The organism is Microbacterium testaceum (genome assembly GCF_001476655.1).
In the GTDB taxonomy this organism is placed as follows: domain Bacteria; phylum Actinomycetota; class Actinomycetes; order Actinomycetales; family Microbacteriaceae; genus Microbacterium; species Microbacterium testaceum_C.
In genome coordinates this window covers 1-20342 of sequence record NZ_LDRT01000057.1, presented here as the reverse complement: position 1 = coordinate 20342, position 20342 = coordinate 1, and the positions used below count along the sequence as shown (strand labels likewise).

Below are 20342 nucleotides of genomic sequence, written 5' to 3'. Positions count from 1 at the left end.
TCACCCCCGCCCTCATCCCTGGCTCTCATGCGGCCTTTTCATACCTGCACTAATACCTCGGGCACGCGGTCGGTCGAACGGAGTGCGCGCCGGAGCGCCGACCGCGACGGAAGGCAGGAGGGGGACCGAGCCCTCAGCGGAAAGCGGGAGGGCGACCACGCGGCAGGACCAGGGCCGACGGTGCGGCGGCTGCCGACGATGCCCGGCCTGTGAGCCGACCTCACTTCACGATGCGCGCGGAATACCGCGCGACACCCTCAGCTTTTTTCTGTGTCCGAAGGAATGAAGTTCTCGTTGATCTCCGTCATGAAGAAGTCCCGCTCCTCCAGGAAGGTCAGCGCCTGCTCCCTGCTCGAGACTCCGAGTTTGCGGTAGAGCGTGCTCAACTGCGTCTTCACCGTGTTGACACTGACACCATCCTTTTCAGAGATGTCTTTGTTCGACGCGCCGTAATAGATGCTCCACGCGAGAGACTCCTCGCGAGAAGTCAGGTTCGGAACGAACGACGGCGAAGGCGGGTCGGGCAGGATTCCGCGATACTCTTCGAGCCGCGCGAGAACGGTGCGGACCCCGGGCACCACGTCGCTGATGAGCGGCGCGACCTCGTCCAGGTCGGTGCGGGCCAGGCCGATGAACGCGTTCAACGACAAGTGCGCGCGAGCCGCGATCCGGAAGCCGTCCGCCAACGACCGGCGCGCGCGGCCGGCCTCGCCCAGGCGGTGCTGAGCCACCCCCCGCACGAGCATGATCGAGGCCGCCGCGCGCAGACCGTGCTCGGCGAGGCGACCCACGCAGGGTTGCGTCACGCGCAGGACGGAACGGTGGTCACCCATCATCTCGAGGGCCATCGCCCGTTTCGCTTCGAGGCAGACCAGGCGTGAAGCCGACGGCGCACACGCGCTCAGCACGGCCAGCGCGCGCCGCGGCTCTCCGCGCAGCAGCAACGTGTCGAAGTACAGGCTCGCCAGCAGAGCGCGCACCATCGAGTGGCCGCGCGACGACCCGCACGCCAGCAGATCACCGGCGAGGCAGACGGCCTCGTCGATATCGCCGCAGAGCACGTGCGCCTGCACCGTGGCCACGTCGGCTGCGTACTGGAGATGGTCTCCTCCGCCGTCGATCTGCCGCAGGGTCGCCGCCGTGTGCAGCAGAGCATCGGCGTCTCCGCTGTTCGCCAGGACGAGAATCCGCGCCATGCTCAGAATGTAGGAATCGTTGGACCACGAAGAATCGTTTCGCTCCGCGAGGCCGTCGCATTTCTCCATCTGAACGGATGCCAGGGCCATATCGCCACGAAGCGCTTGGCAGAGAGCCAGCAGACTCTTCGCTCGGAAGGACTCGGCGGGATTCGCGCTCATACTCAATGCCCTGCGAGCGTGTAGAGCACCGCCGACAACATCCCCGAGAGCGCAATACGCTTCCGCCGCGTTCGCCTCGAGGAAGAAACTGGACTGGCGGTCCATCGGGACAGAAGAACGAAGGTGGAAATCCCGCCAATAGCGCTTGAGAAGATAAGCGCAGCTCTCTATGTCATCCAATCGCGCATGCGCGACGAGCGCCGCACTAAGAATTGTCAGTTGATCTTCAGACGCGATCGGAAGGTCCGAATGAAAGGGCGATGATCTTATATAATTCAGGTCGTAGATCTGGGCGGGTGCCGCGTTCGGCAGCGTGCTTGCATTTACCTGGCGCGCCGACTCGCTCACCAGATCGTATGGGCCGAAAAGACTCACTTTGCTTCCACCGTCATCACTCGAAGCCCCGCTCATCGGAAATCCGAAATTGCAGGTAATGCCTATATGCAACAGGCGCCACTCAATACGGCGTGCCACTGTACAGGGACGCAACGAGCGCCCTCCGCCTCTTATCCGCAGCAAATGGACGCCACAGAACGAGGCCCGTCGAGGCGTCGAACTCGCCATCTGAGAGCGATCCCAGGACGAGGATCCGCCGCGCGACGAGCGAATCCGGGCATTCGCACCGACGCGCGCACGGAGGCCGGCGCGGTCGCGCACACGCATCCTCGAACCGACCTGGGAGCGCTCCCAGCGCCTCCGGGAGAATCTCCGGCGAACCGCCCTGCACGGCGTGTCGCGCTCCCGTCCCTCGGCCTCGCCGGGGCATCGCGGACGGCGTCCGCGATGCGCGTCACGCCTCGCTGCGGCGCGCGCACGGCGACACCATCACATTGTCGGCGCGAACGAATTACCTGCCGCGCGACCACAGCGCGCTCGTCGACGGAATATCCGAATTACGCAATAAAACGATCCAGGATCGCCGCGAAATCTCCTCGGAAGCCCACCGCCCGAAGCCACGTGCAGGGGTCGGCGCGGGCACAGCCGGCACGCGGGTAAACTTGCCGACGGTGCGTCGGGAAGTCTGGTCGACATTTCGTCGATCGACCCCTCTGGAGGCTTCATGAGCCACGACACCGTCCGCGCGCCCAACTGGCCCGGATACGCCGAAGTCCGCCGCGTCACCACGCTCCTGCGCCGCGAGTCCGTCGGCGGGATGCTGCTCGTCGTCGCGGCGATCGCCGCGATCATCTGGGCGAACTCCCCCGCGTCCGACGCGTACTTCGCGCTGCGCGACTTCCGCTTCGGCTACGAGCCGTGGCACCTCGAGCTCAGCGTGGGCGCCTGGGCGGCCGACGGGCTGCTCGCCGTCTTCTTCTTCCTGGTCGGTCTCGAGCTGAAGCGCGAGATCGTGGTCGGGAGCCTCCGCCGCCTGAACACCGCGATCGTCCCCGTCACGGCGGCCTTCGCCGGCGTCGCCGCGCCCGCCCTCATCTACGTCGCCATCGTGCACACGCAACCGAGCCTGCTCGCCGGCTGGGCGATCCCGACCGCGACCGACATCGCGTTCGCGGTCGCCGTCCTCGCCCTGGTCGGGTCGCACCTGCCCGGGCCCCTGCGCATTTTCCTGCTGACCCTCGCGGTCGTCGACGACCTCATCGCGATCGCGATCATCGCGCTGTTCTACACCAGCGACATCTCCCTGCTGCCGCTGGGGATCTTCGCGGTGCTCGTCGTGGTCTACGGCGTCATCGCGCACCGGGGACGGGCGTGGTTCGCGCGCCACGGGTGGGCCGCGTGGGTGGTCCTGCTGCCGATCGGCTTCGCGGCGTGGGCCTTCCTGCACGCCTCGGGCGTGCACGCCACGATCGCCGGGGTGGCCCTGGCCTTCACGATCCCCGTCGCGCCGTCGCGGCGGCAGCCCGAGATCCGCGGCATGGATCTCGCCGAGCAGTTCGAGCACCGCTTCCGCCCCCTGTCGGCGGGCATCGCGGTCCCCCTGTTCGCGTTCTTCGCCGCCGGCGTCTCGGTCGGCGGCGGTGAGGGTCTGCTGCGCGCCGTCATGGATCCCGTCACCGTCGGCGTCGTCGTGGGTCTTGTGCTCGGCAAGCCGCTCGGCATCCTGCTGGGCGTCCGCCTGCTCACCCTCGTGACCCGCGTGCGACTGGATCCCGCGCTGAAGTGGATCGACCTCGCGGGTGTGGGCCTTCTGGCCGGCATCGGCTTCACGGTGTCGCTCCTCATCGCAGAACTCAGCTTCCCCGACGGCTCACCGCACACCGACGACGCGAAGATCGCGATCATGGTCGCCTCGCTCCTGGCATCCGTCCTCGCCTCCGCTGTGCTGCTCGTGCGCAACCGGCGCTACAAGCAACTGGCGCGCGACGAAGAGGTGGATGCCGACGGCGACGACGTCCCGGACGTGTACCAGCAGACACTGTCTCCGGAGCGCTGACCGCCCGTCCGGGGTCTCTGGACCCCGGGACGGTCACACGAGCGCGCCGTCCGGTATGCGACACGTCAGCTCGTGCGTTCCGGGACCGACCTCGACGACCTCGCCGGCGGGAAGACTCACCACCCCCGTCGTTCCGGTCGGCACCGTCACCTCCACGCGCAGCATCGCGTCGTCGAGGCTCCACTCGATGGCCGCTCGACCGTAGGGCGTCTCGTGGGCGGTCCGGGCGAAGCTCAACCCGCCGCCGGGGCGCGGAGCGAAAGCGATCGTCCGGTACCCCGGCTCGGCCGGGGCGAGGCCGCCGACGGTGCGGTGGATCCAGTCCGCGACAGCCCCGAGCGCGAAGTGGTTGAACGAGGTCATCCCGCCGGGATTCACCGTGCCGTCGGGGAGCAGGCTGTCCCACCGCTCCCACGTCGTCGTTCCTCCGGACAGCACCGTGTACATCCACGAGGGGCACTCGCGCTCCAGGAGCAGGTCGTAGGCGACGTCGACGTGGCCGGAGCGCGTCAGGGCATCCGTGATCAACGGCGTACCCGCGAATCCGGTGGCGATACGGTTGCCGCCCGCGCGGACGAGCTCGGCCAGCCGGCTCCCCCAGCGCTCGCGCTCATCGCGGTCGGCGGCCAGCTCGAACTCGATCGCCAGCGCGTACGCGGTCTGAGCGTCACTGGTGAGGAGGCCGGAGTCGGCGATGTACTCCGCACGGAACGCCTCCGTGACCTCGGCGGAGAGTCGCGCGTAGGCCGCTGCTTCCTCGGTCCTGCCGAGCACCGCAGCGGCTTTCGACAGGTGCAGGCTGGACCACGCGAAGTAGGCGGTCGCCACCAGATACCGATCCGTCGTCGCGTCCGCGGGATCGTTCGGCGGTGCGGCCGGGTCGAGCCAGTCTCCGAGCTGGAATCCGGTGTTCCACAGGCGGGACGGGCCGGCGAGGCGGGCGACGAGATCGACCCATCGGCGCGCCGAGTCGTACTGATCCCGCAGGATCTGGGCATCGCCGAACTGGCGGTAGAGCGTCCACGGGGTGAGCGCGGCGACATCGCCCCACGCGGCCCCCGGTCTGATCGGTGTCCACTCGTCACCCCCGGGGATGACCGGGACGTACCACGGCACCGTCCCGTCGGGCAGCTGCTCGACGGCGACGTCGCGCAGCCACGACCGCAACATGCCCGAGCAGTCGTAGAGGAACGACGCGGCGGGGGCGAAGACCTGCAAGTCTCCCGTCCACCCGAGTCGCTCGTCTCGTTGCGGGCAATCGGTCGGGATGTCCACGAAGTTGTCGCGCATCGACCAGCGGATGTTCTCGTGCAGACGATTGAGCAGAGGATCGGAGGACTCGAACCACCCCGTCCGCTCCATGTCGGTGTGGTACACCCGAGCGACGACCGATCCCGGCGAGATCTCCCCGGGCCAGCCGGTGATCTCGGCGTAGCGGAATCCATGGATCGTGAAGCGAGGTTCCCAGACGAGAGGGGAGCCGTCGGCGATGAGGACATCGGTCGCCTCCGCTCCCCGGAGCGGCCGCGTGTACAGCTCACCCCCCTGGAGAACCTCGGCGTGGCGCAGTGTGATGACGCGGCCCTCGTCCGCGAGCACGTCGATGCGGAGCCGACCGGAGATGTTCTGGCCGAAGTCGAGGATCCATCCGCCCGACGCCGACGCCGTCACCGCCACGGGCGCGAGTTCCTCGGTACAGCGCACCGGTGGCCCCTCGGGCGCGATGAGCGTCCTGTGGTCGACGGGAAGTGCCCGCACGGGAGACCACTCGGAGCCATCGGCCGTCGCCCAGTCTGCGCGCTGCAGACGGGCGTCGTACCGCTCTCCTTCGTACAGCCCCGTCGTGAGGACGGGGCTCGGCGCCACCTCCCAGGAGGCGTCGGTGGCGAGAAGCGTTCGCGTGCCGTCGACGTGTTCGATCTCGAGTTGTGCGATGAGGCCGATGTCGCTGCCGTAGAGGTTCGGATACCCGCCGTGAAAGCCCAGTCGCCCGCGATACCAACCGTCGGAGAGCCACGAGCCGATCGCGTTCGACCCGACACCGAGATGCTCCGTCACGTCGTAGGTGTAGTACCGCAGACGCTCCCCATAGACCGTCCATCCGGGCGAGAGAGCGTCGTCGCCGACGCGTCGCCCGTTGATCTCGACCTCGTACAGACCGTGCGCGGTGACGTAGAGACGGGCGCGCGCGACCGGTGACGCGATGTCGAACGACCTGCGGACCCGCGGCGGGCGGCGCAGTGCCTCCTCCTCTTCCGCCCAGGCGGGACCCACGGCCGAGGCCACCCAATCGTCGGGACGGAGGAGTCCGGCCTCCACAGCGGACCACGGCGACCACACGGAGACCGTCCCGTCGTCGCCCGAGACGCGCACGCGCACGGTGACGCGCTCTCGCGACCGAAGGGGCGCGAAGGGCCACCCCACCAGGACGGACTCGTCGCCGGCGACCCGCACCGTCTGCGCGGGCCGTCCGTCGCGAACGGCCTCCAGTTCGTAACCGGTCTGACGCCACTGCGGAGGTGCCGCCGTCTTCCACGACAGCCGCGGCTCGGCCACGCCGATTCCGAGCGCGCCCGGCAGATGCTCGAAGGTGAGGGGGGATACGTCGATCGTCATGCGGGGGTGTTCTCATCCTGCTGCGGGTGGATCATCGGTTTGAGGGCGGAGTCATCGCGTCCCGGACGAAGGAGAGCCTCGTGGACCCCGCTCAACGGGTGGGTACTCGTGACGAGGCGGCGGAGGTCGATGCGTCCGCTGCCGGCCAGGGCGATGGCGTCCGGGTATTGGTTGGCGTACCGGAAGGTTCCCGTCAGCGTGATCTCGCGTGACTGGATGACGTCGAGCGGCACTGTCGCCTGCCCATCCGCCGCCATGCCGACGAGGACGGCGCGACCAGCACGTCTCAAGGCGGTGATGCCGGACGCGATCGCGGTGGCGGCACCCGAGCATTCGACGAGCGCGGTGAATCCGTCGGGCAGCACCTCCGCCGTCACGTCGATCGTCTCGTGCGCCCCCAGTTCGCGCGCGACGGAGAGACGGTGAGCGGAGACATCGCTGACCGTCACCTCGGCCCCTGCCACCGTCGCCACTTGGAGCGCCAACAGTCCGACCGGGCCCGCTCCGCTGATCAGGACCCGGTCGCCGATACCCACAGCGATCTTGCGGACGGCCCAGAGGGCGACGGCGAGAGGCTCGATGAGGGCGGCCTCGTCGTCGTCGAGGGCATCCGGCACGTCGTGCGCGAAGTCCGAGGCGATCACGACGTGGCTGGCGAACGCCCCGTCGATCGGCGGGGTGGCGAAGAAGCGGACGTCCGGGCACAGGTTGTACCGGCCCTCGCGGCACGCCGCGCAGCGACCGCACGGGACCCCGGGCTCGATGGCGACCCGCGCACCGACCCGATCGGGAGACACCCCGCCTCCGACAGCGAGGATGACCCCGGATGCCTCGTGCCCGAGGACCAACGGTTCGGTCACCCATGTCGAACCGATGTGCCCGTCGCGGTACCAGTGCACGTCGGACCCGCACACACCGACGGCGCGGATCTCGACGAGCACCTCGAACACGCCCAGCGTCGGCATCGCTCGTTCCTCGACGACCGTGGCATCCACGCCCGTCATGACGGCGGCACGAACGTGTCGCGGCACGGTCATCCCTTCACCGCTCCGCTGGCGAGCCCGGCCATGATCCGCTGGTTCAGGACCAGATAGATCGCCAGGATGCCGAAGACGTTGATGCAGATGGCGGCGAACAGGGGGCCGTACTGGGTCGCGCCGAACTGACCGGTGAAGTTCAACAGCCCGACCTGGACGGTGCGCAACTGCGACGAGTTGGTGAACGTGAGGGCGATGAGCAGGTCGTTCCAGAAGAAGAAGAACTGCACGAGACCGACGGTCACGATGGAGTTCCGGGCCATGGGGAGCGCGACGGAGAAGAACGACCGGAAGATCGATGCCCCGTCGAGCGTGGACGCTTCGAACACCTCACGAGGGATGGCACGGAAGTAGGTGGCCATCATGAAGACGGTCAGGGGCAGCCCCGTGGCGGTGTAGGTGATGATGAGCGGCCACAGAGATCCGGTGATGCCGGCTTGGAAGTACACCGAGAACAGCGGGAGAAGGATCATCTGTCCCGGCACCATGATGCCCGCGAGGAACAGGAGCAGGATGCCGGCCCTCCCGCGGAACACCATCACCTCGAGCACGAATCCGGCGGCGACGCCGAGCAACAGCATCAGGAACAGGGCGGGGAACACCGCCAGGATGCTGTTCCCGAGGTACTGACCGATGTTGCCCGTGATCCACGCGTCCACGTAGTTCTGGACGTTGAGGGAACGCGGCAGCGCCCACGTCGGCGCGTTGAGGAACTCGTCCTGACTCTTGAACGAGTTCATGAGCAGCCAGAGCAGAGGCAGCACCTCGATGGCGACGAGCAGCGCGATGAGGACCGAGCCGGGAAGACGACGCATCGTCGTTCCTCGCACGGGCCGGCGGCGTCGACCGGGGCCGACTTCGGGATTGCGGCGCAGAGTGGCGGTGGACATGGATCAGCCCTTCGTGACGTCGCGGCGGGACGACCGGAAGATGAACACGGTCACGATCAGACACAGAACGGTCAGCAGCAGCGCGATGGAGGCGCCGTAGCCGTACTCGCCGTAACTGAACGACGTCTGGAACATGTAAAGCGTCAGCGGAGTGGTGGCGGTTCCCGGCCCGCCGTTGGTGAGCGCGACGATGGAGTCGAAGACCTTCAGGGTTCCGTTGATCGAGAAGATGATCGACGACAGCAGCACGGGCAGCGACAGCGGCAGCACGATGCTGCGCACCATCCGCCATCCGTTTGCGCCGTCGAGGCGTGCCGACTCCATGATGTCGTCCGGGATGTCCAGCAGACCGGTGTAGAGCAGCACCGCGTAGAAGCCCATGGACCTCCACAGATCCATGATGACGAGGACCACGATCGCGCTCACCGGGCTTCCGAACCAGTCGATCGAGCTGATTCCGAAGACGTTGAGGAGAGCGTTGACGGGCCCCGTCTGCGGAGCCACCTCGAAGAGCTTCTGGAACATGAGGGCCACGGCCACCGTCGGGATGATGACGGGGAAGAAGACGAGCGTCCGCACCACGCTCCCCCGGTTGCGCAGGACGAACACGTAGAACAGCGCGAGGAGATAGCCCAGCAGCACCTGCCCGGCGGTGATGATGACCGCATACAGCAGCGTGAAGCGCAGCGCTTCACCGACGCGTGGGTCGCTGAACAGGCGCGCGAGGTTCTCGATCCCGACGAACTCGAACCCCGAGATCGCATTGCCTTCGAAGAGGGTGTACCCGAGCGACCACACCACGGGGATCAGCATCACGAGGGTGTAGACGAGGAGGGCGGGGCCGAGCAGGAGGGCGATCGCCCGCTTGTCGCCGAGGACTTTGTGCATGGGGTTCCTTCGAGGTGGGGAGGAGGGCGGGGGCCGCGATCCGCGACGCCCCGCCCTGGGCCGGCGTCAGCCCAAGTCGGCCTGGACGAGGCCCATGAAGTCCTGCGGCGAGATGGCACCGGTGACCAGCTGCGCGGCGTTCTTCTGGCTGGTTTCGGTCGCCTTCGCGTTGAAGAGCGCCTCGAACCACAGCACCGATTCCTTCGTCGAGGCGATGCGCTCCTGGACGAGAGCGGTCAGGTCGTCGACCTTGACATCGCCGTTGACCTTGAATCCCGAGATCGTGTTCGCCTCCGACAGCGACTGAGCGCCGTAGTTCTTCGAGATGCAGGTGAGCCAGGCGCCGGTGTTGTCGTTGTAGGCCTTGGCCGACAGAGCCATGGGCAGACCGACGTTCGCCGGAGTCTGGCTGGAGTCACCGGCGCCACCCTGCACGTCCGGGAAGGGCAGGAAGCCGATGTTCTCCGAGCCGATCTGGTTCGCCGCGTCGTCGGCGAAGTTCGCCAGCGCCCAGCTGCCCATGTAGAAGAAGGCGGACTTGCCGGTGAGGAAGGTGTTGAAGGCCGTGTCGTAGTCGATCGATCCCACGTCCTGCCCGAAGTACCCGGCGGTGCCGAGATCGGCCACCGCTTGAGCGGCCGCGACGTATTCGGGATCCGTCAGCTTCGCCTGCCCGTCCGCGACCTTCTGGAGCGCGTCGGGACCGAGGTCACGGAAGATGTAGCCGCTGATCAGGCGGGTGATGGGCCACCCCTGCTCACCGGAAGCGGAGAAGGGCTGGACCCCCGCGCCCTGAAGCTTCGCGGCGTCCGCGGTGAGTTCGCTCCAGGTCGAGGGGACATCGATGCCGTTGTCGGCGAGAAGCTTCTTGTTGTACCAGATGCCCTCGATGTTGTACTGGTACGGCAACACGTTGAATCCGCCGTACAGCTGCTCGATGGTCGAGATGGCCGCCGGCTCGATCTGGTCGATCACGCCGAGGTCGGTCAGCGTCTTCTGCAGGTCGAGCACCTGGCCGCCCTTGGCCAGTTCCTTGGTCAGCGCGGGGGCGTTGCCCGCGGCGTACTGGGTCGGCAGAGCGTTCTGCCCCGCGAGAAGCTGGAGCTTCTGATCGAGCTGCGTCTGCGGGACGGTCTCCACCTGCAGCGCTTGGGTCTCGTTCTCCGCCTGGCACTGATCCGTGCTGAGACTCTTCAGGACCTCGGGGATCGTGGTGTTCTCCTGGTTGACCAGGAATGAGAACGACGAGCCGGACGCCGCCCCTCCCCCGCCGGCGCATGCCGTCAGCGCAAGCAGGCCTGCGGCCCCGGTTGCGATGATCGCGGCCGTGCGGCGCGAGCGCGTGAATGCTGTGGACACTTTTCCTCCTCGAAAACGCGCCTCGCTCATTGAAGCGCTTCAAGAGGATTATGCAGGGTGCCATGGAGCGCGTCAAGGAATTTTTGAAGCGCTTCAGCGTGATGCGGACACCGCGTCGCGGCCGACCGTGCTCTCTCGAACGACGAGCTCGGGGCGCAGCACCGTCGTCACGTGCTCATGCCCCGCCGCGCCTGCCGCGATCTCCGCCAGGAGCAGGCGCAGACCTTCCCGCCCCATGTCCAGCCCCCGCATCTGCACCGAGGTCAGGGGGATCATCCCGCCCCATGCCGCGGAGTTGTGGTCGCAGCCCATCACCGCCACGTCGCGCGGCACATCGACCCCCCGCGCGTTGAACACCTGGATGATCGCCATCGCGAGGAGGTCGGTCACCGCGATCACCCCGTCGAGTCGACCTTCGCGCACGCGCGGCACGAGCCCCTCGGCCGCACGGAGACCACCCGGGGGATCGAGATTCTCGGTCGGGACCTCTTCGAGCGTGACCCGGCCCTCCTCCTCCGCAACGGCTCGTCGCACTCCTCGACGCCGCAGCGCCACGGGCTGCAGGTAGTCCCGCCCTCCGACGAAAGCGAGGCTGGTCCGGCCGAGGTCGATCAGGTGGCGCGCCGCGAGGTAGCCGACCTCCTCGTTGTCGACGAGCACTTGGCAGCAGTCCCCCCGGCCCGTGTCGTAGTTCAGCATCACCGTCGGTCGGCCGTGTCGACGTATCCGCGCGACGTCTTCGCTGGCATCCTGCATCGGGGCGAGGAGGATGCCACTGACCCGGGCCTCATCGAAGAAGTCGAGGTCGGCCCGCTGCTGGTCGATTCTGTTGTCGCTGTTCGCGACCAGGACGTTCATCCCCAACTCGGCGGCGTGCCGCTGCGCTCCCCGGGCGATGTCCACGAAGAGCGAGTTGCTGATGTCGATGACGACGAGTCCGACGCTCCGCGAGCGGCCCGCCGCGAGTTGCTGGGCATTCGAATTCCGCACGAATCCGAGATCCGCGATCGCCCTCTGCACCTTCTCGAGGGTCGCGGGGGCGACCTTGGCCGGATGATTCAGCACGTTCGACACCGTTCCGATCGCCACCCCCGCGTGGCGCGCGACGTCCGACATACTCGGCATCCGGTTGCCCTGCTCCACTCGAGGTCCCCTTCGCCAACAGTGTCGATCCAGTTGGATGCTAACCGATGAGGCCGACGCTTGATGCGCTTCAATAGCGGCGGCGGCCCGAGCGCCGGCGGCCTCTCCCCGGCGCATCGGCCACCGGCGGAGCGGGTGTGCCCCCGGTGACGGCCCGACACGGGAGCATGCTCACTCCCGCGGGACGGCAAGATCGGACAGGGATGCCGCGAGCGCGAGCTTCGCGCGACGATACCGACCGCGCACCGTCGCCGGGGCGACCTTCTGCACCTCGGCGATCTCGACGAACGACAGCCCCTCCCAGTGCGCGAGGGTGACGACCTCCGCCAGCTCCGGGTCCAGCTCGGCCACCAGCGCGCGGAGTGCGACGACCTCGGTCGAATCCTCCACCACGGAGGATGACATCTCGCGACGCAGGACGTCGGCGAGAGCGTGTCGCCGCCGCGTGCCGCGCTGAGCGTTGGCGAGAACGTTCCGAGCGACACCGAACAGCCACATGCGCGCCTCCGCGGGCGGGCCCGGCAGGTCGCCGCGTCGCCGCCACGCTGCCATGAGCGTCTCCGCCAGCAGGTCAGCGGCATCCTGATCCACGCGGCGCGCGAAGTACCGCAGGAGATCGGGGCTCACGTCCTCGACGAGGGCGACGAAGGACGCTTCGTCGCGCGCGCCACGCCGCGCACGCTTCACCGCTGCTCGCCTTCGCACCGTTCTTGCGAGGAGAACCCCAGGCCGGTCGTCGGGTAGCCCGCGGCTTCCACATGCGACATGACCGCGGTGAAGACGGCGTCCTTCACGGCGATGTTGTACTCGACGTCGGCGTTGTACTGATCCGTCCCGTAGCCGAAGGCAACGGAGCCTTCCTCGCTTTCATACGTCATCGGCTGCTGCCGGAGTCTCCCGATCGCCGCGTCCACGTCGATCGCGTGGGCGAGATCGGCCGTCCGAAGGTAGTCGAGGGCGGCGTCGGCTGCGGCGGGGTCCGCGCGGACCTCCGCGGGGCGCTCCGCGGCGGGCGAGAACGTGACGTCCCCGACCCGGACCTCGCAGGTTCCGCCGCCCGGGAGCGTGTACGTGAACGATGCGTCCGGGGTGAGGGCCCAGGCCTCCCACGGCGCGGGCTGCGCCCAGAATCGCCCCCAGTCGACGGTCACCGCCGCGTACGCCGCGCCCGCTGTCCCGAGGACGAAGACCGGAACGAGAGCGGCGGCGAGCGCGCGCCTCCGCCTGCCGCGCGTTCGATCGTCCGCGATGACCGTGCGCGCCATCACCGCAGCACGCGCACGCACACCGTCCTCGCTCATGTCGCGGGCGCGATCCGCGCGGGACATCAGCGCGTGAAGAGCGCCGTCCAGGTCGTCTTCCATTCCGAGCACCTTCCCTCACGGGGTGGAATCACCTCTCTGGAACAGACATGTCCGAGAGGGTCCGAAACGTTCTCCCCCGTGCGGATTCCGCCGCACGTGTCACCGCGCCGCGCCGCGCCACCGCACCGCGCCACCGCGCCGCCCCCGCGCCGCACCGCGCGCGTCAGCCCAGGCCCATCTCCTCCAGCACACCCGTCTTCGTGCGGGTGAAGGCCTCGACCTCGCCGTCCTCACCCTCGCCGAATCGGGTCGTATACCCCTCGCCGCGCGAGCGCGACGCGAACAGCGCCTCCACGGCGCCGGAGAGATCAGCCGAGACCGTGGAGCCGCCCGGCGACAGCTCGCCGTACCCGGGGACGACGGACACGTCCACGCGGTTCTGCTCCGCCACCGGGACCGCGGCGACCAAGACCTGTCGGAGGATGTCCTCGGGCACGGCGTACGTCGGGTAGCGGTTGTACAGATCGGGCCGGTCGACCGCGTCCTGACCCGTCATGTCGGCGGGCCCGATCGTCACGTCGACCCGAAGCTTGCAAGGCCCTTCGCAGTTGTCACTGCCTCTTTCCGCGACGATGCGCCACATTCCGCCGTCGGCCGCTCCGCTGGCGTCGATCGCGGCCTGGATCGGCGGTATCGCGCTCTCGATGTCGCTCTTGCTCGAGCCGAACGGGTCGTCGAACGGCGATCGTCCGTCGACGAGCGGGATCACGAAGCAGCCCGACAGGGTCACGGCCACGAGGCCGGCGAGCGCCGCGGTGAGCGCCCCTCTGATCGCCGAGCGTGATCGACTCATCACCGTCTCCTCCTCAGCCGAAGATCTGTGACGAGATCTCCGACAGCCAGGCGCGGGCGTTGACGTTGACCGTCTCGAGGTAGATCCACACCCCGTCCCGCGCGACCACGACGTCCTCGGTCTCGGCGGTCCCACCGGCCTTCACGCAGTACTGGGCGCCGAAGTCCTCCGCCGCCTGGCACGCGTACCCCTGCGCGGCGAGTCCCGCGACGCCGGCGGTGACATCGGCGTCCGACGCGGTGCTGACGATGAGCAGGACCGCGGCCGCCTCCTCCTGGATCCAGTTGCACGACAGCGCCGTCGTCGCGTTCGCGGGCGCCGGTCGCACGAAGCCGTCGGCGTGCTGAGCCGTGAGTCCGCCCACCGTCTGCTCGCGGGTCGCCGCCGTGCCGAGGTCGTCGCAGGATGCCGGGAGGGATGCGGGTGCCGCGGGCGTCGGGGCCGCGGACTCAGACGGAGTCGCCGCGGCGCTCGGAGCGGTGGCGGACGGGGAGACGACGGTCGTCGACGGTGCGGGCGCGGGGTCGTCCGGGACGCACCCGGTCAGCCCGGCGATCGCTCCGATCAGCAGCGCTCCCGTGACGGCGGTGGATGCACGACGCATGGTGAAGCCCCTCCGCGAAGTGACGCTCTCCCGCGCCGTCCGCTCTTCCTGCGCTCACCATAGCGGGGTTCGCCCGCCGCCTCACTCCGCGCTTGACCCTCACGTGGCGTGAGGGAACACGCTGGGACCATGAACGAGAATTTCGATGCCTTCGACATCAGCCCCGTGCCTCGTCCGGGCCCGGACGCCGTCGCTCCGCCGCTGTACCGAGGCATCTACGGCATGCCCATGTTCGTCACCCTGCCGACCACCGATCTGACGGCCTCTGTCGATTTCTGGACCCGGGGTCTCGGGTTCTTCGAGCTGTTCGGCATCCCCGGGCAGATGGTGCACCTCCGGCGGTGGGCATTCCAGGACGTGCTGCTCGTGGTCGGCGAGACCACCGCCACGACGCCGCGCGCGAGCGTGAGCTTCGCGTGCCTGCTCGATCAGATCGCTCCGCTGCTCTCGTCTTTGCGCGCCCTCGACGCCGCCCCCGAGGTCCGCGACACTTCCTGGAACACCCGGGACGTCGAGGTCGTCACGCCCGAGAACGCCCGCGTCCTGTTCACAGCGGCCAAGGTGTTCGACCCGACCACGCTCGAGGGACAGAACCTCCCGTCGGTGGGGATCGGGCGCGACGACAATGGGTCGCATGGGTGAGCACGGGATGCCGGTGGGCGAAACGGCCGCACGGCTCGGTCTGACCGTGCGCACCCTCCATCACTGGGACGAGATCGGTCTCGCGCGCCCGGCCGCGCGCTCCGCGGCCGGCTATCGCCTCTACACCGATGACGACCTCGAGCGCCTCCGCCGCATCGTGGTCTACCGCGAGCTCGGTCTCGATCTCGACGCCATCCGCGCCGTCCTCGACGAGCGGGGCGGAGACGTCGCCGCGCAGCTCCGCATCCAGCGGGTACAGCTCGCTCAGCGCATCACGCAGCTGCGAGAGCTCGATGAGGATCTCGCGCGCATGATCGCGGCGCAGGAGCGCGGCATCCTGCTCTCCGACGACGAGCAGCGCGAGACGTTCGGCCCCGTGTGGGACACGAGCTGGCCCGCCCAGGCGCGGGACGCCTACGGCGGATCGCCGCAGTGGCAGCAGTACGCCGAGCGCTCGGCATCCCGGTCCGTCGACGACTGGGCGGCGGTGACCCGGTCGGTGTCCGCCTTCGACGACGAGCTCGGCGCCGCCATGGACGCCGGCGTCGAGCCCGGTGACGCGGTGGCCGAGGCGCTCGTCGAGCGGCATCGCGAGGTGTTCTCGCCGTACTTCCCCGTCACCCGCCAGATGCAGGTGCATCTCGGCCGGATGTACGCCGCCGATCCGCGGTTCGCCGCGCACTACGACACGATCCGCCCCGGACTCGCGGCATGGCTGCGCGACGCGATCGAGGCGAGCGCCCGTGCGCACGGCATCGACCCCGACACCGCTCGGTGGGAGTGATCAGGCGGAGCCGCGCTCCACGATCTCGGTCGGCAGGATCGTCGCGTGAACGGCCGGGCGCCCGGCGAGGATGTCGAGGAGGACGGATGCCATCTGCCGCCCCTGCATGAGCGAGGGCTGACGCACGGTGGTGAGTCCGGGGGTCAGCGTCGTCGCGACAGCGGAGTCGTCGAAGCCGATCACAGCGATGTCCCGGCCGACCTCGAGGCCGCGGTCGCGCAGCGCCGTGTAGGCGCCGCGGGCCATCAGATCGCTCGCGACGAACAGGGCGTCGGGCAGCTCGCCCGACGACAGGATGCGATTCATCGCGAGGGCGCCGCCCATCTCGGTGAAGTCGCCGTCCTCGATCGCGACGGGCTCGAGTCCGGCCTGCTCCATCGCGGTGCGGAAACCCTCGATGCGGTCGAGCGAGGCGGGCATGTCGAGGGGACCCGAGATGGTGCCGATGCGGCGGTGTCCCCGATCCAGCAGATACCGCGTGGCCTCGCGGGCACTTTCGACGTTGTCGACGTCGACGTAGTAGTCGTCGGCGCGCACCTTGGGGGGTCGACCGCCGTAGACGACCGGCACGACATCGGCGACGCGCTCCAGGAACGTGTCGCTCGTATGGTGCGAGGCGACGATCGCGCCGTCGACGCTCCCCCCGCGGAGGTAGCCCACGGCCTTCGCACTGGCGTCGTCGCTCGCGATGAGCATGTTCATGACGAAGTCCGTCTCGCCGATGACCTCGCTGATCCCCGCGACGATCGAGGCGAAGAACGGGTCGCCGAAGAAACGGTCGGTCTGCTCGGGGATGATCAGCGCGACGGCGCGGGTCTGCCGGCTGGCCAGCGAGCGCGCCGCGCGATTGGGGACGTACTGGAGCTCGTCGATCGCGCGGCGCACCGCTTCGAGGGCGGCAGGAGAGACCGCGGTGGAGCCGTTGACCACGCGTGACACGGTCGAGCGGGAGACTCCGGCTCGGGCGGCGACTTCTTCGATCGTGGCGGCGCCCCGCACGGGTGCGAGTTCCATCGCGTTCCCTCCTTCGGGCCCTCGCGCGGCCTACACCGCGGCTGCGGTGACCAAAGCGCGCTCGGCGATGATGCGAGCGTACTGCCGCCCGGACTCCTTCACCGTGCGTGTCTGCGTCTGGTAGTCGACGTAGACGATGCCGAAGCGCTTCTCGTACCCCCAGGCCCACTCGTAGTTGTCCATGAGCGACCAGTAGAAGTACCCGCGGACATCGACGCCCTGCTCCACGGCATCCAGAACCGCTCCGAGATGCGACTCGACGAACGCGACGCGCTCGGTGTCGTGCACGCGCGCCTCCCCCTCCTCCACGACGAGCTCGTCGTCGTACGCCGCGCCGTTCTCGGTGACGCAGAGGGCCACGCCGGCCTGGGCCGCGTACTCCTCGCTGACGTGGACCAGCAGACGCGTGAGCCCCTCGGGCTGCACCTCCCAGTGCATGCTCGTGCGGTCCAGGCCCCGGTCGTGCCAGTACAGGTTCTGGTGCGCGGGGAACGGCGACGCGATCTGCCGCTCGGTCGGGGCGTCGCCCGCGGGCGGGTCGACGAGCGGGGGCGTTCCCCCCACGAACTCCCCGTGGTAGTAGTTGACACCCAGCGTGTCGATCGGTGTCGAGATGACGTCGAGGTCGCCGGGCTGCACGGCCGCCTGCCACTGGGCCACCGCGGCGGCGTCGGTCTTGCGGAAGTCCTTGATGATGTCCGCGGGATACTCGGCGCGAAACACCGGCTCGAGGAACCAGCGGTTGAACTGTCCGTCCACGCGGCGCGCGGCGTCGATGTCGGCCGGGTTGGTCGGGTCGACGGCATCCGCCACCGTCAGGTTCAACGTGAGCCCGAGGTTCAGCGAGGAGTCGCGGGCGCGGAGCTCGCGCACGGTCTGCCCGTGGCCCAGGAGCAGGTGGTGGGCGGCGAGCATGCCCTCGGCCTGCGAGTAGTGCCCCGGGGCGTGGGCTCCGGCGGTGTAGCTGAGGAACGACGAGCACCAGGGCTCGTTGAGCGTGGTCCACACGTTCACGCGATCACCAAGGGCGTCGTGCATGTCGAGGGCGTACTCCGTGAACCTCTCGCTCGTCTCGCGCACGGTCCAGCCGCCGCGGTCCTGCAGCGCCTGCGGGAGGTCCCAGTGGTACAGGGTCAGCCACGGGAGGATGCCGGCATCCAGGAGCTCGTCCACGAGACGCTTGTAGAAGTCGACGCCCGCGGGGTTGAGGGCACCGCCGTCGGGACGCACACGCGACCACGACGTCGAGAACCGGTAGGTCTGCAGACCGAGGCTCTTCATGAGCTGCACGTCGCCGGCGTAGCGATGGTAGTGATCGCACGCGACGTCGCCGTTGTCGGCGTTGATCACGGCGTTCGGGACGCGGCTGAACGCATCCCAGATCGAGGCGGTGCGGCCGTCTTCGAACGCGGCACCTTCGATCTGGTAGGCCGCGGTCGCGGCCCCGAAGAGGAAGCCCTCGGGAAAGGCTCGGGTGTCGGACATGATTCGGGTTCCTTCCGTGGGGGCGAGGGTCATCCCTTCACCGCCCCTTGCATGATGCCACTGACCAGCTGCTTGCCCGCGAAGACGAAGAGCAGGAGCAGCGGGACCGTCGACAGGAGCACACCCGCGAGCACGACCGAGTAGTCGACGAAGTAGTTCGACTGCAGCAGCGACAGGGCCACCGGCAGCGTGGGGTTCTGGCGGTCGAGCACGATGAACGGCCAGAAGAAGTTGTTCCACGCGGTGACGAAGGTGAACAGTCCGAGCATCGCCGCGGCGGGCCGGGCGGCGGGGACCCCCACCGTGAGGAACGTGCGGAACGAGCTCGCCCCGTCCACGCGTGCGGCCTCGATCAGCTCGTCGGGCACGGCCTGGCGCAAGTACTGCGTCATCCAGAAGACACCGAACGCGCTGGTGAGCGCCGGCACGATGATCGCGCCGATCTGCCCCGTCCACCCGATCTCGCTGAAGAGGATGTACAGCGGCACGACGCCCAGCTGCGTGGGCACGGCCATCGTCGCGACGACGAACACGAGCAGCCACGGGCCGCCGCGGAAGCGGAGCTTCGCGAACGCCCAGCCCGCGAGGGTCGAGAAGAAGACGACGGATGCCGCGATGAGCGTCGAGCTGAAGATGGAGTTCCACAGCCCCGCCCAGAAGTTGACGGCGGGGTTGTTCAGGACGGCGGCGGCGTTGGTGAAGAAGTTGCCGCCGGGAATCCACGACAGCTCGGGGTTGCGGATGGTGGAGGAGTCCCCCGAACCGATCAGCAGCGCCCAGTAGTAGGGCACGATCGCCGCGAGCAGCACGACGCCGAGGCTGCCGTAGACGAACCAGCCGGGACGCGAGCCCCGCACGGCGCGGGGCCGGCGGTTTCGGGGCTGCCGGCGGGGCGGCGTCGGATCGGCCGCCGCGGTGACGGGAGAAGTGTCGATGACGCTCATGACCGTGCGCCCTTTCCGGTGGATTCGGCGGCGAGGCGCTGTTTCGCGGCGCGCGAGGCGGCGCGGCGCTGGGCGCGACTGAGACCGTCGCGGGCGCCCTCGTCACGGACGAGCGAGCGGCTGATGAACAGGTTGACCGCCCCGATGACGAGGATGATGAGGAAGAGGATCCACGCGAGCGCGGCCGCTCGACCGAAGTTCCATTCGCCCCAGCCGAGCTTGTAGAGGTAGAGCGAGATGGTCAGCCACTGGTTGTTGGAACCGCCCGTGCCGCCCTGGTCGAACATGCGCGGCTCGTCGAAGATCTGCAGGCCGCCGATGGTCGACGTGATGACGACGAAGATGAGGGTCGGCTTGAGGCTCGGCAGAGTGATCGAGAAGAACTGACGGACCTTGCCCGCGCCGTCGACCGTGGCCGCCTCGTAGTACTCGCGCGGAACGGCCTGCATGGCCGCGAGAAGGATGAGGGTGTTGTAGCCGGTCCAGCGGAAGTTGACCATCGTCGCGATGGCGATGTGGCTGGCGAAGGTATCGGAGTGCCACCCCACCGCGGGCAGGCCGATGCGCCCGAGAAGCGTGTTCACGATGCCGTACTGGTCGCCGAACATGTTGCTGAAGATCAGCGCGACGGCGACGGGAGCCATGACGTAGGGCACGAGGACGCCCATGCGCCAGAGCGTCTTCGCCCGGATGTTCTGGTCGAGCATCGCCGCGATGAAGACCGCGAGGAGCAGCTGCGGCACGGTCGACAGCACGAAGATGCTGAAGGTGTTGCGCAGGGCGTCCCAGAACGCGGGCTGCGAGAGCACGTAGGCGTACTGGTCGAATCCGACGAAGGTGCCCGAGCCACGGATCTGGTCCCAGTCCATGAACGAGATGACACCCGTGTAGAGGATCGGGAAGAGGCCCGTGACGAGGAAGAGGACGAAGAACGGGGAGATGTAGAGGTACGGGGAGAGCTTCAGATCCCAGGCGCTGAGCTTCGAGCCGAACCCGACGCGTCGGGGGGTACGGGCGGGCGGACCGTCG

General features: G+C 68.5%; 18 protein-coding genes. 3 read left to right on the top strand and 15 right to left on the bottom strand.

What is annotated here, in order from left to right; all coding sequences use genetic code 11:
- Window positions 1-257: 257 nt before the first annotated feature.
- Window positions 258-1769, bottom strand: coding sequence for a helix-turn-helix transcriptional regulator (locus NS220_RS19315; protein ID WP_206543010.1), 1512 nt, complete (start codon window positions 1767-1769; stop codon window positions 258-260).
- Window positions 1770-2418: 649 nt separating this feature from the next.
- Between NS220_RS19315 and nhaA the strand changes: the two genes are divergently transcribed.
- Window positions 2419-3750 (top strand): Na+/H+ antiporter NhaA, encoded by a 1332-nt coding sequence (gene nhaA, locus NS220_RS09465; protein WP_058623827.1) that lies wholly within the window; start codon window positions 2419-2421, stop codon window positions 3748-3750.
- Between the two features lie 33 nt (window positions 3751-3783).
- Here nhaA and NS220_RS09460 read toward each other — a convergent pair whose 3' ends face one another.
- The 10 genes from NS220_RS09460 to NS220_RS09415 all read right to left on the bottom strand — a co-directional run bounded on the left by NS220_RS09460 (window position 3784) and on the right by NS220_RS09415 (window position 14444).
- Complete coding sequence (locus NS220_RS09460) at window positions 3784-6366, bottom strand: alpha-L-rhamnosidase (RefSeq protein ID WP_058623826.1); 2583 nt, start codon at window positions 6364-6366, stop codon at window positions 3784-3786.
- Window positions 6363-7403 (bottom strand): NAD(P)-dependent alcohol dehydrogenase, encoded by a 1041-nt coding sequence (locus NS220_RS09455; RefSeq protein WP_193755328.1) that lies wholly within the window; start codon window positions 7401-7403, stop codon window positions 6363-6365. The genes NS220_RS09460 and NS220_RS09455 overlap by 4 nt, the downstream gene beginning before the upstream one ends.
- The gene (locus NS220_RS09450) at window positions 7400-8293 is read right to left on the bottom strand and encodes a carbohydrate ABC transporter permease (RefSeq protein WP_058623825.1); all 894 of its coding nucleotides are present in this window, start codon (window positions 8291-8293) and stop codon (window positions 7400-7402) included. The genes NS220_RS09455 and NS220_RS09450 overlap by 4 nt, the downstream gene beginning before the upstream one ends.
- 3 nt (window positions 8294-8296) lie before the next feature.
- Complete coding sequence (locus tag NS220_RS09445) at window positions 8297-9181, bottom strand: carbohydrate ABC transporter permease (protein ID WP_058623824.1); 885 nt, start codon at window positions 9179-9181, stop codon at window positions 8297-8299.
- Window positions 9182-9247: 66 nt separating this feature from the next.
- On the bottom strand, window positions 9248-10540 hold the full coding sequence (locus NS220_RS09440; protein ID WP_242864580.1) for an ABC transporter substrate-binding protein: 1293 nt from the start codon (window positions 10538-10540) through the stop codon (window positions 9248-9250).
- Between the two features lie 93 nt (window positions 10541-10633).
- On the bottom strand, window positions 10634-11683 hold the full coding sequence (locus NS220_RS09435; protein WP_206543009.1) for a LacI family DNA-binding transcriptional regulator: 1050 nt from the start codon (window positions 11681-11683) through the stop codon (window positions 10634-10636).
- 171 nt (window positions 11684-11854) lie between these two features.
- The gene (locus NS220_RS09430; protein WP_058623822.1) at window positions 11855-12370 is read right to left on the bottom strand and encodes an RNA polymerase sigma factor; all 516 of its coding nucleotides are present in this window, start codon (window positions 12368-12370) and stop codon (window positions 11855-11857) included.
- A complete protein-coding gene (locus NS220_RS09425; protein ID WP_058623821.1) occupies window positions 12367-13047 on the bottom strand; it encodes a hypothetical protein in 681 nt (226 codons plus the stop codon). Before NS220_RS09425 ends, NS220_RS09430 begins: the two co-directional genes overlap by 4 nt.
- 163 nt (window positions 13048-13210) lie before the next feature.
- Complete coding sequence (locus tag NS220_RS09420; protein WP_058623820.1) at window positions 13211-13840, bottom strand: hypothetical protein; 630 nt, start codon at window positions 13838-13840, stop codon at window positions 13211-13213.
- Window positions 13841-13853: 13 nt separating this feature from the next.
- Window positions 13854-14444 carry a hypothetical protein gene (locus tag NS220_RS09415; RefSeq protein ID WP_058623819.1) on the bottom strand — a complete coding sequence of 197 codons (591 nt, stop codon included), beginning with the start codon at window positions 14442-14444 and terminating at the stop codon, window positions 13854-13856.
- Between the two features lie 129 nt (window positions 14445-14573).
- On the opposite strand from NS220_RS09415, the gene NS220_RS09410 reads away from it, so the two are divergent.
- Together NS220_RS09410 and NS220_RS09405 are read left to right on the top strand one after the other, a co-directional pair.
- A complete protein-coding gene (locus NS220_RS09410) occupies window positions 14574-15086 on the top strand; it encodes a hypothetical protein (protein ID WP_058623818.1) in 513 nt (170 codons plus the stop codon).
- A complete protein-coding gene (locus NS220_RS09405; protein WP_081323086.1) occupies window positions 15079-15870 on the top strand; it encodes a MerR family transcriptional regulator in 792 nt (263 codons plus the stop codon). The genes NS220_RS09410 and NS220_RS09405 overlap by 8 nt, the downstream gene beginning before the upstream one ends.
- Here NS220_RS09405 and NS220_RS09400 read toward each other — a convergent pair whose 3' ends face one another.
- The 4 genes from NS220_RS09400 to NS220_RS09385 form a co-directional block, all read right to left on the bottom strand.
- Window positions 15871-16884, bottom strand: coding sequence for a LacI family DNA-binding transcriptional regulator (locus NS220_RS09400; protein WP_058623816.1), 1014 nt, complete (start codon window positions 16882-16884; stop codon window positions 15871-15873).
- Between the two features lie 30 nt (window positions 16885-16914).
- Window positions 16915-18369: a GH1 family beta-glucosidase gene (locus NS220_RS09395; protein ID WP_058623835.1), complete on the bottom strand. Its 1455-nt coding sequence runs from the start codon at window positions 18367-18369 to the stop codon at window positions 16915-16917.
- Between the two features lie 29 nt (window positions 18370-18398).
- Window positions 18399-19313, bottom strand: a complete 915-nt coding sequence (locus NS220_RS09390) for a carbohydrate ABC transporter permease (RefSeq protein ID WP_058623815.1) — start codon at window positions 19311-19313, stop codon at window positions 18399-18401.
- Window positions 19310-20342 (bottom strand): carbohydrate ABC transporter permease (locus NS220_RS09385; RefSeq protein ID WP_058623814.1); only part of this gene is annotated, 1033 nt, incomplete at its 5' end. The genes NS220_RS09385 and NS220_RS09390, both read right to left, overlap by 4 nt.